The organism is Kineococcus xinjiangensis, from assembly GCF_002934625.1.
GTDB classification, from domain to species: domain Bacteria; phylum Actinomycetota; class Actinomycetes; order Actinomycetales; family Kineococcaceae; genus Kineococcus_A; species Kineococcus_A xinjiangensis.
Genome location: NZ_PTJD01000026.1, coordinates 1 through 13,894, shown reverse-complemented (window position 1 = coordinate 13,894; position 13,894 = coordinate 1). Strand labels below are relative to the sequence as shown.

13 protein-coding genes are annotated in these 13,894 nt (G+C 70.1%); 3 read left to right on the top strand and 10 right to left on the bottom strand.

Going from position 1 to position 13,894, the window contains the following annotated elements; genetic code table 11:
- The first annotated feature begins 557 nt into the window (after positions 1 to 557).
- A complete protein-coding gene (locus tag CLV92_RS20490; protein WP_146099708.1) occupies positions 558 to 2,669 on the top strand; it encodes a hypothetical protein in 2,112 nt (703 codons plus the stop codon).
- A 174-nt stretch (positions 2,670 to 2,843) separates the two neighbouring features.
- Here CLV92_RS20490 and CLV92_RS20485 read toward each other — a convergent pair whose 3' ends face one another.
- Entirely contained in the window at positions 2,844 to 3,968 is a 1,125-nt protein-coding gene (locus CLV92_RS20485) for a PDDEXK nuclease domain-containing protein (RefSeq protein ID WP_104435910.1), read from the bottom strand.
- Positions 3,969 to 4,385: 417 nt separating this feature from the next.
- Here CLV92_RS20485 and CLV92_RS20480 point away from each other — a divergent pair, with 417 nt between their 5' ends.
- Positions 4,386 to 4,904: a hypothetical protein gene (locus CLV92_RS20480; protein ID WP_104435908.1), complete on the top strand. Its 519-nt coding sequence runs from the start codon at positions 4,386 to 4,388 to the stop codon at positions 4,902 to 4,904.
- A 190-nt stretch (positions 4,905 to 5,094) separates the two neighbouring features.
- Here CLV92_RS20480 and CLV92_RS20475 read toward each other — a convergent pair whose 3' ends face one another.
- From CLV92_RS20475 to CLV92_RS20435, 9 genes are all read right to left on the bottom strand, one after another.
- On the bottom strand, positions 5,095 to 5,784 hold the full coding sequence (locus tag CLV92_RS20475; protein WP_104435905.1) for an enhanced serine sensitivity protein SseB C-terminal domain-containing protein: 690 nt from the start codon (positions 5,782 to 5,784) through the stop codon (positions 5,095 to 5,097).
- Positions 5,781 to 6,191, bottom strand: a complete 411-nt coding sequence (locus tag CLV92_RS20470) for a hypothetical protein (RefSeq protein ID WP_104435904.1) — start codon at positions 6,189 to 6,191, stop codon at positions 5,781 to 5,783. Before CLV92_RS20470 ends, CLV92_RS20475 begins: the two co-directional genes overlap by 4 nt.
- Positions 6,188 to 7,498: a hypothetical protein gene (locus CLV92_RS20465; protein WP_104435902.1), complete on the bottom strand. Its 1,311-nt coding sequence runs from the start codon at positions 7,496 to 7,498 to the stop codon at positions 6,188 to 6,190. The genes CLV92_RS20470 and CLV92_RS20465 overlap by 4 nt, the downstream gene beginning before the upstream one ends.
- Positions 7,499 to 7,772: 274 nt before the next feature.
- Positions 7,773 to 8,270 (bottom strand): hypothetical protein, encoded by a 498-nt coding sequence (locus CLV92_RS20460; protein ID WP_104435901.1) that lies wholly within the window; start codon positions 8,268 to 8,270, stop codon positions 7,773 to 7,775.
- Positions 8,267 to 9,622: a WXG100 family type VII secretion target gene (locus CLV92_RS20455; RefSeq protein WP_104435899.1), complete on the bottom strand. Its 1,356-nt coding sequence runs from the start codon at positions 9,620 to 9,622 to the stop codon at positions 8,267 to 8,269. The genes CLV92_RS20460 and CLV92_RS20455 overlap by 4 nt, the downstream gene beginning before the upstream one ends.
- 88 nt (positions 9,623 to 9,710) lie before the next feature.
- The gene (locus tag CLV92_RS20450) at positions 9,711 to 10,013 is read right to left on the bottom strand and encodes a hypothetical protein (protein WP_104435898.1); all 303 of its coding nucleotides are present in this window, start codon (positions 10,011 to 10,013) and stop codon (positions 9,711 to 9,713) included.
- A gap of 185 nt (positions 10,014 to 10,198) precedes the next feature.
- Positions 10,199 to 10,489, bottom strand: a complete 291-nt coding sequence (locus CLV92_RS20445) for a WXG100 family type VII secretion target (protein WP_104435896.1) — start codon at positions 10,487 to 10,489, stop codon at positions 10,199 to 10,201.
- A gap of 31 nt (positions 10,490 to 10,520) precedes the next feature.
- The gene (locus CLV92_RS20440; protein ID WP_104435895.1) at positions 10,521 to 10,844 is read right to left on the bottom strand and encodes a WXG100 family type VII secretion target; all 324 of its coding nucleotides are present in this window, start codon (positions 10,842 to 10,844) and stop codon (positions 10,521 to 10,523) included.
- 298 nt (positions 10,845 to 11,142) lie between these two features.
- Entirely contained in the window at positions 11,143 to 12,465 is a 1,323-nt protein-coding gene (locus CLV92_RS20435; RefSeq protein ID WP_158257363.1) for a type VII secretion protein EccB, read from the bottom strand.
- Between the two features lie 153 nt (positions 12,466 to 12,618).
- Between CLV92_RS20435 and CLV92_RS21720 the strand changes: the two genes are divergently transcribed.
- Positions 12,619 to 13,894 (top strand): hypothetical protein (locus CLV92_RS21720; protein WP_211291327.1); only part of this gene is annotated, 1,276 nt, incomplete at its 3' end.

The following is a 13,894-nucleotide window of genomic DNA, read 5'->3' as shown; positions in this document are numbered from 1 at the left end:
GGCCGATTGACCCCTATCGAGTACGAGACCATCATGACCGCACCGGCCAATCAGGCCGCGTGACCTGATCTGACACCGGATCATGCAGCAGACCCTTTTCAGCCGGGGGGCTCGTTCCTGTCGCAGCCCTGCAGGCACATGCTCACGCCCCTGCCATGCACGCCTCGGGCTGGTCACACGAATGGGCTGGTCACACAGATCGGCGAGGCTGGGCTGTCCGGGGTATCCCAGCTGCCCACCCGAGTGACGGAGCGCGATCACGGCTGGGGCAACGCGCGTTGGCATACAAGCTTCGGGGCGTGACGCCCCTGACTGTGTTCGAGACGATCCCCCAGCCCGCCCCCACCACAGCAGCGACGCGGGCGCGGCTCGCGGCGCGGGGACTGCGCCTGCCCGTCCTCGCAGCGGGCCTGGCCGGCCTCACCCTGACCGGGTGCCTCGGGGCAGACGCCGGCGAGGAGTCCGCTCAGGAGGCGCTGGCGGCTCGAGCGCAGTGGACGCAGGCGAAGCTGCCTGCCACGGCCGCCACGGCAGCGGAGCGGGTCTCCTTCTCCGGCGTGCTGGGTCAGGCCGGTGCGCTGCCGAAGATGGTGGCCGGCATCGCCGCTGAGCCGGGCGAGGTCGACCAGGCGCGGGTCTGGACCAACGACGGTGGGGTGACGTGGAACTGGAAGGAGTTGCCCGTCCGCCTCGACGGTGACGCTGACGTCTTCTTCGCCGCCACCGATGGGGTGAAGACCTGGGTGGGCGGGACCGCCACCGTGCCGGGCGGTCTCGCTGTGCCTTTCGTCGCGGAATCGCCCGACCGCAAATCCTGGTCGCGCCTAGCGCTGCCGCAGAAGGCGGTCGATGCGGCCTTCACTCCCGGATCAGCCGTCAGCGTCGACGGCCAGCTGCTCCTGGTGGGCACGACGGGAAACAACCAGCCTGCACTGGTCACGCCCGGTGAGGGTGGCACGCTCACCGCTCTGCCCGCGCCACCCGAGGGACGGCAGTGGTCCGGCTTCGCGGGAGTGGCCGCACAGGGCCAGACCGTGGTGGCTGTCGGAGAAGCGGCACTTCCCGGGCAGACGAAGGAAGCCGTCGTCTACCGATCCGAGGATGCGGGTGCAACCTGGACGGCCGCCCTCGGACCAGCACAGGGGCCGGCCGGCGTGACCGGTATCGCTGTCGTGGCCAACCAGTTCGTCGTCACCGGCGGCATCTTCGATGACACCAGCCGGGCAGTGGCCGCGGCGTGGTCGTCGCCCGACGGTGCGACCTGGACCGCAGAGACGATGCCGACCTTCAATCACGACCAGGACCAGTACGCGCCAAGCGAGACCGCCGGCTACTGGCTGACGGCACCGTCCGTGACCGGTGATCGGCTCGTCGCGCCCATGATGATCGGCGACGACCTGCGCCTCGGGGCCTTGCAGCGCGACCCGAACGGCGCTTGGCGCCTGCTCGGTCAGACCGCGGACTGGGTGCTTCCGGGCGCGAACGGGATCGGCGCGGTCAACGAGGACGGAACCGTCCTGCTGGCGCAGTTCGACTCCAACGCCGGGCGCCTGCAGCAGCTGAGCAGCAGCAGCGGGTCCTGGAGTGACCTGCTCGTCGTCGGTGAGCCTGCTCCCGGGGTGAAGTGGTCCACCTTCCTGGACCCGGAGGGCAGCCCGGATCTCGTCGGATACACCACGGTCACCACCGCCGAGGGCAATGGCGGCTGGACCCGGACATCGCAGCTGTCCCGGTTCACGTTCGACTCCACAGGCTCACTCCTCGACGCGGCCTGGGACCCCGCGGAGAGCGCCAACGTCACCAAGGTCAGCGCCAGCAGCCCCCAGGGCGCCACGGTCGCGCTGGGGGAGAGGATCGTGACCGACGCAAAGGGGGAGCAGGACCTCGACTCGGTCGGCTGGTTCCGTCCGGCCCCTGACGCGCCCTGGCAAGCCCTCGAAGGACTCGCCTCCCCGCGCAGCGAGGAGATCGAGGATGTCGCGTGGATCAACGGCACGTGGGTGGCAGTCGGTGCCTCGCGGGAGACCTTCCGCCTCAGTGACCGCAAGACCGCCGCCATCTGGACCTCCGCTGATGGGGTGCGCTGGTCCGCGGCGCAGGGGCCCTTCGCCGCCCCCGAGGGCGGCTGGAACCAGCTGGAGGGAGTCTGCCCCCTGCCCCGGGGCCAGGCGCTGGCCGTGGGGCACGAGGTGTCCGCCGCGCAGATCCGGCCGGCCGCGTGGCGCTTGAGTGACGGGCTGTGGCAGCGGCTGGATGCCGCCGCGTTGGGCGACAAGGGCGGGTGGCTGTCCTCGTGCACGACCGTCGGAGACACCACCCTCCTCCAAGGCGGCAGAGGCGACCGATCCATCGCCTGGCGCACCCAGGACGGGACCACTTTCACGGCCAACGAACTCGGCAAGCCCGGCGACGACTTCGGCCCCATCCGCGCTGTCGACGGCGGTTTCGCCGCCGCCGGCACCCGCTCCTCCGACGGGCGGGACGGGGCCGTGGTGTGGCTGTCCAAGGACGCCACCACCTGGCAGCCGGTTCCGCTGCCGTCCACCCGCATGCTCGACGGCGCGGACGTAAAGGCCCACGAGGGGCGCCTCATCGTGGCCGCCAACTCCGAGACTTCCCCTGAGGTGTGGACCCTGGACAACCCGGCCGAGCTGCTCAACGCGCAGTAGCCGTCCATCCGGATCCGATGGCCGCCAAGGCGGTGCGCGCCTTTGCGGTGATGCGCCAAGGCCAAGCGGAACTGCCGCATGATCAGACGTCACCTGGTCATGCGGCAGTTCGCTCTGTACTACTGAATTGCGAGCAGATGGGCAGGCCTTGACCAGGCTGCCCTGGATCCGGTGTCAGTCGCCCTGATCGCCGTTCGGGTGGGTATCCGCGGGTGCTGCTGCGTCAGGGAGGGTCCCCTCGAGGGCGTCGGTGAGGGCGGCGGTGAGCTCGGCGACGCCAGGCAGGATGGCCCGCTGTTCGGGCGGCAGTGTGTCGTAGGTATAGGTGGCCACCGCCATGGGGGAGGGGGCGCCGGCCAGGGCGTAGCGCACGACCTGCTCATCGCGGTGGCGGCACAGCAGGATCCCGACAGTGGGGGCGTGAATGGCCGGGTCGCGGACGCGGTCGTCGATGAGGGCGACGTAGGCGCCGAGCTGACCGGCGTAGGCGGGGGAGAAGCGACCGATCTTCAGCTCAATCACGACGTAGCGCAGCTGGGTGACATGGAAGAGCAGCAAGTCGATGATCATTTCTTCGTCCCCGACCTGGAAGCGGACCTGCTGGCCCACGAACGCCATGCCGTTGCCGAAGGCCGTCAGGGTCTGCTGCAGGCGGTCCATCAGCCCCTGCTCCATCGCCTTCTCAGAGGCACGGTCGGTGATGGCCAGATGGTCGAAGACGTAGGGATCTCGGGTGAGCTGCTGCGCCAGCTCGGAGTCGGGCGCGGGCAGCTGGGCGGCGAAGTTGGAGGGTGCTGCGCCGATGCGGGTGTGTAGCCCGGACATGATCTGGTTGGCCAGCACGTCGCGGGACCAGCCTTGGTGCAGCGCTTGGGTGGCGTACCACTCCCGCGTCGCGCGATCGTCGAGGCGGTCGAGGAGGGCGCGCACGTGCCCCCACGGAAGTCGTCCCACAGCCTGTGGGACGAAATCGTCCTCCGTGGGCCAGGCGGCTGCCAGGGCTCGCATGTAGTGCAGGTTGGAGCGGGAGAAGCCGCGCTGGTCGGGGAAGGCTGACCGCAGATCCTCCGCCAGCCGGTCGACGATCTTCGCTCCCCAGCCGTCGCGCTGCTGACGGACAAGGATGTCCCGGCCGATCGACCAGTACAGCCGCAGCAGTTCGATGTTGGCCGCTCGTGCTGCCCGCACCCGAGAGGTCCGCACCCGCTCCTTCAGCTGCTCCAGCAGCTCGCCATAGCCCGCCGGCAGGTTGGAGCCACCCACCGGCTCACCAGGTCGATCAAGGTCACGTGCGGCCATGGCGATCATCCTGCCGTGCGGCCCGGACAGCACAGTGCAGGCACCGCCGCCGTAGGCCGCTCGCCCACCCGTCCCGGCCGGCGCGGCGACCGGAGCAGCCCTTGTCGGCAGTGCCGGCGGTCACCAGTGCCGCGACGGGTCACCCATGACTGCTCGCGGCTGAGAGCCGCGCGAGCATCGACGACCTAACGGTTCCCCAGCAGATCACGGCTGGATCGCGGCAGAGCCGACACACTGCCGTGGTGGAGATCCCGGTGGCCGAACCCGTCGCGGGGCGCTGCCCGGCCGCGGTGTCCGAGCCGCTGCCTACGCTCCACACGTTGGCCGCACTCCCGCGGCCCGCGACAGTCGATGGGATGCCGGGAGCATGGTGTGGGACGCGACAGGAAGGCTGGTGGCGCGTCGAGGCAGCCGCTGATGCTGCGCGTCGACCACGAGCGTGACGCTGCAGAGCTGGCCCGGTTCTGGGCGAAGGTGGTCAAGGGCCCCGATCCCATGAACTGCTGGCTTTGGGTCGGTGCGATCGCCGATGACGGCTACGGGCGCTTCTACCTCCGGCGCGACAGGCGCGTCCGGGTGGTCCGGCCCAACCGTTACGTCCTGGCCGCGGTGCGCAGGCTAGACCTGGGCAGCGTGGAAGTCGCCGAGCATGCGGTGTGCGACGTTCCCCTGTGTGTGCGAGTCGCCGGCGATGAGACCGATCACATCTGGGCGTCCACCCAAGCGGCGAACCTGCAGCGCATGCTCAACCGGGCGCGAGGTGGCGGGGAGTGGTGGCAGCACCGCTGGCGTGGCGGGGACCGCGCCTCTATCGCCGCTCGCTCTCGCGCACTCCGCGACGCCGTCCGGGCCGGCTGGGACGCCGATGCCGTTCGCGCCGCCCTCGACGCCCCCATGCCAGGGCAAGGCATCCTCGACCTCTTCGACCATGCCTGAGCGGACCCTGCCTGAGTGCCGCGGCAGGCAGGGAGTAAGGCGGCGCCAGACGCCGTGGAGTCACGCTGGCGTCCGAGCTCTTCGGGCTGCTTCTGCTCTCTCGGCGTGGCCCGTACGCGCCGGGGTCCTTCCGATGCGGGGTCGATGCTTCCCTGCCCGCTGGGATCGCCTTCGCGGCTTGGCTCGGCCTCTACGTGCGGTGGAAGGTGGGCAGGGCCTGGGCTGGCTCGCTCAGGGCGCCGAGCTGGTCCAGGAAGGCCACGTCGACGACCGTCCGGATCGCGGCCTGGTCGAGTGCTGCTCTGACTGCCTCAGCCGTTGAGCTTCGCTCGGCTGGCAGCAGCTGCCGGGAGGGGGTCAGGATCACCATGAGGTGAGGAGGTGCGGACCCGACGGCGACGGCTGCCAGACGCGCCTCGCTGACGGGTAGGGGGAGCAGTGCCGGCGTCACCGCGTCGGTGAGCCCCGGTGGTGTCGTGGCGGGCTCACCGAGGTAGACCGTCGAGCCGGCAGCGATGCTGGAGCCTGCCAGCTGCGCGACGTCCGGCGGTGTCAGGTGGACGCCGGCCTCCTGACCGACATTGACCGCGACGAAGAGGTCGCTGCCGTGCAGCGCTGCGGCAAGTGCCGCGCCGGACTGCTCGGCGAGGTCACCGACCCAGCCGGCGGTGCGGGCGTATGACGGGGTGGTCCACACCGGCACCGACGCCTTCCCGGCGATCTGATGCACCGCGTAGCGCGGCTGCCCCTCGACCATCTGCACTGCAATCAGCAGAGGCTGCTCGCGCAGCACGCTGAGCAACTGCTCGTCGACCATGCCTCGCCGGCGTCCGGCCAGCAAGGCGGCGTCGGCGGCGTTGGGCTGCTGCGGTGCGCTCATGGTGTGTCCTCAATGGGGCCCTGGGGGCCCCAGTCCTGAAGGGCCCGGTCCGGATTCCACGTCAAGCGCAGGTGGGCATCGTCCCAAGACTGGCTGCGCTGGGTGCCGCCGCCGTACGGAGTGATCACCTGCGTCAGGTGCTCGGCTTCGAGGATGACGTAGTCGTGCTCGTGGGCGAGCAGACGTGGCGCCTGCAGCCGGAGGATGAGGTGGCCGCCTCCAAGTCTGATCACGAGTGCGTGATCGTCGATGTCGGCGCCGTCAAAGCGGTGGCCTTCCCAGGGGTTGCCCCACACTCCGGCCGGGGTGATCGCGATCAGCGGTCCGTGCGGTGCAGGCGCTAGCGCCTGCACCGCCGCGATCGCCGCCTGCATCTGCGCCCGCACGAGGTGGTCACCGTGGCTCATGGGAAGCTCCACTCCGGGGGCAGGGTGGGGATGAAGATCTGAGTGTCGCCGCCCATCAACTCACCGCCGGAGTCGACCTGCCGTCTAGCGCGCGGGTCCCCGTCCGGAGAGGGGATGGTGAAGGTGACCGGCTGCGGCGCGGCAGGCCCGGAGTAGATCGTCGTCCCGGGCGGGATGACCCGTGTCACCACGTGATCCATCGTATTGCCCCAGTCCGGCACGATGGCGTTGCCCAGTTGCCCCTGCAGCGGGCCCTGCGGCATCCCCGGCGTCCAGTAGCCCCCGTCCGGGCGGGCCCCACCGCCGTAGAAGCGGTGCACCAAGATCTCGCTGTCCGTGACGACCCCGACGTAGCTGCCGTTGCGGAAGTTGCCGGCTTGGCGCCCCACGTAGCCGCCGTCGGGATCGGCCAGCGGTCCCGGACGCACCACCGCGTTGTAGGCGACCGGTCCACCGCCAGGTACCGGCGCCGCGAAGGGCTGCGGGTGCGCACTGGGCTTGGAGGGGGTCCCTGCATCGGGGGAGGCCCCTCCAGGCCGTCGGGCAGCGCCGGTGGTGCCGCGGATGGCGAGTGCGCCGCCGCCGGTGGCGATTGCGGCGACGGCGCCGGGGACGAGGTTGCCGAGCCAGTGGCCGTAGTCGCCGTTGGCCAGGTCGTCGTAGCCGATGACGTTCTTGGCGAAGTCCAGGGGATGGGTGACGTTGTGCACGAGTCCGTTGCCGAAGTTGGCCCAGTTGTCGGAGACGTCGCCGTTGAGGCCGATGAGGCCTCCGACGAAGCCGATGGGCTCCTTCACGCCACCGACGACCCCGTCGATGAAGCCGTCCAGCTGATTGCCTGCCTCGTTGAGGAAGTGGTCGAGGCCGCTGTTGCCGTGGCCTGGCTGGGCGGTGGGGCTCATCCCGTCGAGTTGGGCGATGAGTGCGTCGATCTGGGCGGCGGCGGCGGTGGAGGCGGAGGTGAGGCCGCGGATGGCGTCGCTCATGGCGTCGAGGTGGCCTGCGGAGTGGCGGCGGAAGAGCTCGCGGGAGGTCGCGGCGTCCTCGGGGTCTGCGGTGTCGATGTCGGTGAGGAAGTCCCGGCGCAGGGCGTCGATCTGCAGCCGGGCGTTGTCGTAGGCGGTCTTGGCGTCGGTGAGGGCGCGTTCGTAGGTGCGGATCACGTCGGCGGCGGACACGGCGACGTCGCAGCCGACCTTCGTGCCGTTGCCGATCTTGGTGATGGCGGTGTGCGCGGCGGTGGAGGCCGGCCCCGACCAGTCGCCGGTCACCTTGAAGGAATGGTCGATGATGGCGTCGCCGACCACGCCCAGGGACAGTCCCGCCCGCTGCAACGCGCCCGCGGCATCGGTCAGACCGCCAGGATCACCCGAGAGTAGCGAGGCACCCCCCGCACCACTCACCACCACCATGACTCCATTTCGTAGTGTCGAGTCAGTACTGCCACCTCGCTCGGCACGGGCACCGACGCCTCAGCGCCCGCCCCCTCGTGCGTGGGCACAACATCCGGTCTGCGGTGATCGATGAGCCACGCCCTGCTGGTGCTTCCGCAGTAGGTCATGCCGCGAGCCTGCGGATTGTTCAAAGCTGCAGCCGCTGAACCTCATCGACGGAGATGGGGGAGTGCCAGTGAGCAACTCCTGCACGAACGACTGCCGCGGCATCCCCATAGTCCGGCTGGCCGGCACCGATGCCGGGTACCACGCCAGTGACGAAGAACGCTTCGGTAGCGACCACCGTCAGTGAGGCGCCCGGGTTGCAGGCCAGGTGCAGTGTGACCTCGTCATCGTCCTCGTCGACGTCGAAGCCGAGGATCGTCCACGCCGTGAAGGAGGTCGAGCGCTGCGCCGCCTTCCATGCCGTAGACGTGACTCCGCGAGCCAGCAGCACGGCGGTGTCTGCGGAGCCGAACGAGGGGCAGGTGCGGAGGTCGATGAGGAGAGCGACCTGGCTACTCAAGGCGTCGACGTGAACGCTGACAAGAGACGATTCCAACAGCAGGTCCGGGTCAGCGAAGACGTTGTCCGGCCCTTCTTCTGATTCCGTCAAGTCCATCCACAGCAGGTCGTCGAGGTTCATGGCAGCTCAATGTGTGCGTAGGGGTCGCTCTTGCCCACGGTGGTCCTCCCCGTCACGGGATTGATCGTCTGGCCTTGTGCATTCATGTACACGACATATCCTCGAGGGTAGAGGGACGACTCTGCCATGACCCGCACCTCGACCGCTCGTGCATCTATCCCCGGGGTGCCTGCAGGAAGCGCATACCTGGTACCCAGCTCGTTGTCGGTCGGACCGAGTGCACTGCCGGGCTTCGGCAAAGGTAGAGAGTGCCCGTCAGGTCCCTTCACGCTGACCTGGCCGTTCAGGATGCTGATGTGGCCGTCGGCCGAAGGGGCCGTCACGGCAGCGGCATGAGCTTTGGCGGCCGCCTTCTTCGCTGCAGCGGCCTTCTTGGCCTCTTCCTTGGCGGCCTTCTTCGCAGCGTCTTCGGCGGCCTTCTTCGCTGCCGCCTCCGCCGCTTCCCGCGCCTCGCGCTCAGCCGCTTCCCTGGCGGCCTTCGCTGCCGCTTCCTCCGCGGCGGACTTCGCCGCGCTACGGGCGGCGAGGGCCCCTCCGCCGGTGAGGATGCTGGGAATGAGATTGCCGACGGCGTAGCCGTAGTCGCCCTTGGCGAAGTCGTCCCAGCCCACAGCGCCCTTCGCCGCACCGACGGGGTCGTTCCAGGCATCCTCAACGGCTTGGCCAAGGTTGGCCCAGTTCTCGCCCGCATCGCCGCCGATGCCCACGAGGCCTGCGCCGAGCACGAAGGGAGCGGAGACCGCGTCGACGGCTCCGAGAACGAGGCCTTGACCGTGGTAGCCGGCGCCATGGAGGAAGTGGTCGAGGCCGCTGTTGCCGTGGCCTGGTTGGGCGGTGGGGCTCATCCCGTCGAGCTGGGCGATGAGTGCGTCGATCTGGGCGGCGGCGGCGGTGGAGGCGGAGGTGAGGCCGCGGATGGCGTCGCTCATGGCGTCGAGGTGGCCTGCGGAGTGGCGGCGGAAGAGCTCGCGGGAGGTCGCGGCGTCCTCGGGGTCTGCGGTGTCGATGTCGGTGAGGAAGTCCCGGCGCAGGGCGTCGATCTGCAGCCGGGCGTTGTCGTAGGCGGTCTTGGCGTCGGTGAGGGCGCGCTCATAGGTGCGGATCACGTCGGCTGCGGACACGGCGACGTCGCAGCCGACCTTCGTGCCGCTGCCGATCTTGGTGATGGCGGTGTGCGCGGCGGTGGAGGCCGGCCCGGACCAGTCGCCGGTCACCTTGAAGGAATGGTCGATGATGGCGTCGCCGACCACGCCCAGGGCCAGTCCCGCCCGCTGCAACGCGCCCGCGGCATCGGTCAGACCGCCAGGATCACCCGAGAGCAGCGAGGCACCCCCCGCACCACTCACCAACACCGGGTCCGCCTAGCGACAGCCGCGGCGGAAGCGGCAACCGAGGTGGCCGAGCCCGCTGCTTTCAGCCGCGGCAAGTGCCTCGAGCGGCTCATGGTCCGCCGAGCCGGCCAGCAGCGCTTGAGTCGGCTCCCTCGTAGTTCCACGCGCAGGTGGCCAAGTTGCCCGCCGCTGCGCGGGTGGCCTCCGCCATCAGGTTGGTCTTCGCCTGCAACGCCGCGTTGAGGCGGGCCAGAGCGCTAGCCAGCGGCCCGCCATGGCAGGCCACCGCTGCGTCGTTGGCGGCAGCGGCGGCGTTGGAGCCGGCGGTGACCAGCTCGTCGGCGTCGACATCGAGCGCACCCGAGCCGGTGATCAGGTCGGAGATGACCACGTCGTAGTCCTCGCCGGGCATGCCTGTCACTGCTCCTCGCTGGTGTAAGCGCTGTCAACTCTTGGGTAGGGGAGGGCGGCCGCCACGCCGAGCGAGGCCCTCGCCCCACGCCGTGTCAACGGCTCGGCCCCGGGGTGCGCTGCCACGTCAGGGTGGCAGCGCATTGCCTGCGACCGCCGCCGCGACCGCGTTCGCTGACGCTGGGGTCAGCCCCAGACGGCGGTGTTCGCGCGCTCACCGGCGGCGTAGTCGTCGCTGGCGGTGGAGGTGGCGCGCTTGAACTCATCCAGGGCGGTGGTGAGGTCGTTCCAGGCGTTGTCCCACTTGGTCTGCTGGGCGTAGTAGGCGGTCTGGGCCGCACCCTCCCAGCTGGCGACCATGGGTGCGATGTCGGCCTTGAGGTCGGAGAGGCGGTTGCCGGCGGCGGCGACTCCGGCGGTGAGGTCGCCGACGGCGTCGGAGAGGGCCCCGAAGGTCACGCGGATCTGGTCAGCCATGGTGGTGTCTCCTGTGAGTCTGGGGAGGGGATCAGAAGCCGGGGGCGTCGAAGCCGGAGCTGCCGGCGGTCAGGTTGCTGTGCGCCTGGGCGTCGTCGCTGGTGTAGCGGGCCTCGTTCTGCTTGATCAGGTTGCTGATCTCCATCAGAGCCGCGTTGAGGCGATTGTTGGCGTTGGTGTAGCGGGCCTCGGCGTTCTTGAAGGCGACGCGGCCGTCACCCATCCACTGCCCCTCCAGGCTCTGCAGCTTCGACAGCAGGCCCTGCAGTTCGGTGCGGATGCTCTCGGCGTTGGCGAGGACCTTGTCCCCAGTGGCGCGCATGGTGTCGGTGGAGGTGCTGAAAAGTCCGGACATGACAGTCCCTTCCTCATGGTGGCTGCGGGAACCAGGTGCCGGATGACGCACGGCCTGCCCTGACTGTCAGCCACCGTGACACACACTTGCGAGATCAAGAGCCGCGTCTACTCCGGCCGAGGGACAATCTCACCGCCCGTGAGCGCCGAGACGGCCAAGCTTCCGGACAGTAATCAGTTGAGAACTGGACGTTCGTGTGCGGAGGCTGGCGCAGCGCAGACGGGCGCAGCGCAGACGGGCGCAGCGCAGACGGGCGCCGCGAAGACGCGTGTCGCTGGTGGGGGCTGGACCGGCAGAGTCACTCACCAGTACGCAGCGTGCCGCCCTGGGGGAAGAGATCCAGCCATGCCTGGGGCAGCTTGACGGTGTCCAGACGCCGGTAGCCCATGCGCTGCACCGCCTGCTCGTCGGCGAAGACATGAGCACGACCCTCAGCGATCAGCCGCATCCCGCCCGTTCCCGACTCCTCACCCACCGACAGCTCCACCGGGTCATCCATCGTCATCGGCCCCAGCAAGGCGCCCTCACCGGGGCGGGCGTGCCAGGTGGTGGTCACCGCGGCCTCACCTGAGCCCAATCGCTGTGGCAGCGATGCACGCAGCTCAGGATGCGCGGCCTTGGTCAGCATCGCGACCAAACCGTCGTAGCTGCGCACGCAAGGCACCACCACGTCTTCCGGGGCAGGCAGTACCGGCGGGATGGACGGGGCCTCCGCGATGCCGACGGCCGCGCCCACCGGCGCCGACGACAGCACTGAGTCGGTCACCGTGCGCACCGGCTGCGGTGCCAGCAGCTCGCTGGTTCGGTTGGCGAAGGGATGCACCCGTCCCTCGGCGATGAGGTAGTGCCGTCCCGACTCCGACGCCTTGACCACGTCACCGTCTGCACCGACACCGGCCACGCCCTGCGTCGCGCCACCCCGCACGGGAAGGGCCAGCGGCTGCAGGGCTGGCCCCTTCGGTACCAACTCCAGCCAGGGGGCGGGCACCATTGTCACCTGGCTTTCGGAGTACCCCAGTCGGGCCAGCGCACTGGAGTCGACGTCGTGGGCCATGCGGCCGCTGACGAGCACGATTCGGTCATCGCCGGACGCACGCACCAGGAGACCTTCGCCGGCGGAGACGGCGGCTTCAGGAGCTCCGTTGAATACCGAGATCTCAGAGTCCGAAGGCGCGCACGCCACCAAGCCCGTGGGTGTGCTGGGCAGGACCGGAGGTCGCTCGGGCAGGTCGGCACCTGGCAGGGCTGGCCCCAACGGCGCTGTCATCACCTGCGCGTGCGGGACGGGGGTCGGCTTGTTTCTCGCTCCCGCCAGCAGTGCCGCGCTCAGCGTCGGAGCAGGGCGCAGGACACCGTCGTCGGCGACGAAGCGCGCACCGGTCTCCTTGTCGATCACCAAGGTGGCGTCGTCTTGCCAGCCAGAGGGGGCGCGGCCGCTGACGTAGGCGCTGCCGGCGCTGCCTGCGGCGATGAGGAACGCGAGCACGAAACCACCAATCACCGCGGCGTTCGGGCGGCGGGGAACTTCCTCCACGTCCAGGGAGTCCGCGTGCTGCAAGGCAGCCACGCCTCGCCGCCGAGCGAAGTCTTCCGCGTCGATGAGGACGCTCTTGGTGGACACCATGTCAGAGTAGATAGTGCGGTCGCGCAGTGTGACCGCGCCTCACTCGTTCGGCGGTCGCGGAACTGTACTAACCCGTTGCTAGCGTTAACGTTCGGCCGGCGCTTGGCCGGAGACCAGTTCAGCGGTGGGAGCCTCGTGCAGCACAACCCCATGCCGCAGCACTCCTCGCCCGCACTCTCGGCGCAGGACGTCAATGCAGCGGACAATCAGCCCAGTCGATCGATGCACAGCGGCGGCCTGGTCGTCGCCGGTGTCACCCTCGGCCTCGCCCTCGCTGCCGGCGGTGCGGCCCTCTCCAGCGGTGACACGGCGTCCGTGAGCGGCTCGGCGCTCACGCGCCCGACTCCGGTGACGAGTCCGCCGGCGCAGCCGGCCACGGTCGTCGACCTGGCCACCGCCCCCGCGCCGGGAGTCGCCAGCAACGGCGCCGTCCCAGCCGTCACCGCGGCTGCGAAGGCTCCCGCACGCAGGGCCGCAGACTCCAGTTCCGGTCTTCCGGGAGTTGCAGGCGTCGCCCAGTCCGCGCGTGACTACGCCAGTAAGGCGGGAAGCGCCGCCCAGTCCGTCTTCGATGCCGCCACCCGCGGCCTCGGCGTTCCTGCAGGCCAGGACTCGGCGCAGACCGGCGCCACGGGCGGTGGCGTGGGCGGCAAGTCCCGTCCCTCCGCGCCGTCTCCGCAGGTCGACGGCTCCGGCCCGGGCTTCGGGCGCGGGGGCCGCGAAGGCGCCCACGGTGGGTCGGAGGGCGGTCGCGACCTTCCGCCCGTCACCGCCGTGGACAAGCCTGTCGACCGCGTCCCCGCACCCCCGGCCGTGATCACCCCTGTCGTCGTCACCGCACCCGCCCCCGTCTTCCAGCCGCCGGTGGAGGTCGTGGTGCCCAAGGCAGAGGAACCTGGGCAGGAGACGACCCGGGAGGACAAGCCGGGGCGCGAGCCCAATCCCTGTGAGCTCACCGTCCCTGGACTCGTGCAGGCGCACGAGAGGGGACGCACCGAGCGCGGCAGGGGCCATGCCATGCCGGGCGGGGCAGAGGAGCGGCCGGGCAAGGCCGGGGAGCGACCGGGCAAGGGCAAGGAAGCGTCCGGCACTGACGTGCCCGGTGACGGTGACGACGCCCCGGGCGCCGGAACGAACAAGCCGGGCGTAGAGGTGGACAAGCCCAGCAACCCAGACGCGGGCAAGCCCAGCGACCCAGACGCGGGCAAGCCCAGCGACCCAGACGCGGGCAAGCCCAGCAACCCAGACGCGGGCAAGCCCAGCAACCCAGACGCGGGCAAGCCCAGCAACCCAGACGCGGGCAAGCCTGGCCGGGACGAGCAGGACAACGCCGGGAGCTTGACCCGCTTCTCCGGACACCGACCTGAGGCGATGATGTCGCCCAGAGAGGAGTCCTTCGATGCCCCGTCCTCACCCGCCGGAGTTC

Excerpts from the sequence above, each read along its gene's own strand:
- CLV92_RS20485 (WP_104435910.1), bottom strand. The coding sequence starts at position 3,968 with ATGGCCGCACGTGACCTTGATCGACCTGGTGAGCCGGTGGGTGGCTCC.
- CLV92_RS20480 (WP_104435908.1), top strand. The coding sequence starts at position 4,386 with ATGCTGCGCGTCGACCACGAGCGTGACGCTGCAGAGCTGGCCCGGTTC.
- CLV92_RS20475 (WP_104435905.1), bottom strand. The coding sequence starts at position 5,784 with ATGAGCGCACCGCAGCAGCCCAACGCCGCCGACGCCGCCTTGCTGGCC.
- CLV92_RS20470 (WP_104435904.1), bottom strand. The coding sequence starts at position 6,191 with ATGAGCCACGGTGACCACCTCGTGCGGGCGCAGATGCAGGCGGCGATC.
- CLV92_RS20460 (WP_104435901.1), bottom strand. The coding sequence starts at position 8,270 with ATGAACCTCGACGACCTGCTGTGGATGGACTTGACGGAATCAGAAGAA.
- CLV92_RS20450 (WP_104435898.1), bottom strand. The coding sequence starts at position 10,013 with ATGCCCGGCGAGGACTACGACGTGGTCATCTCCGACCTGATCACCGGC.
- CLV92_RS20445 (WP_104435896.1), bottom strand. The coding sequence starts at position 10,489 with ATGGCTGACCAGATCCGCGTGACCTTCGGGGCCCTCTCCGACGCCGTC.
- CLV92_RS20440 (WP_104435895.1), bottom strand. The coding sequence starts at position 10,844 with ATGTCCGGACTTTTCAGCACCTCCACCGACACCATGCGCGCCACTGGG.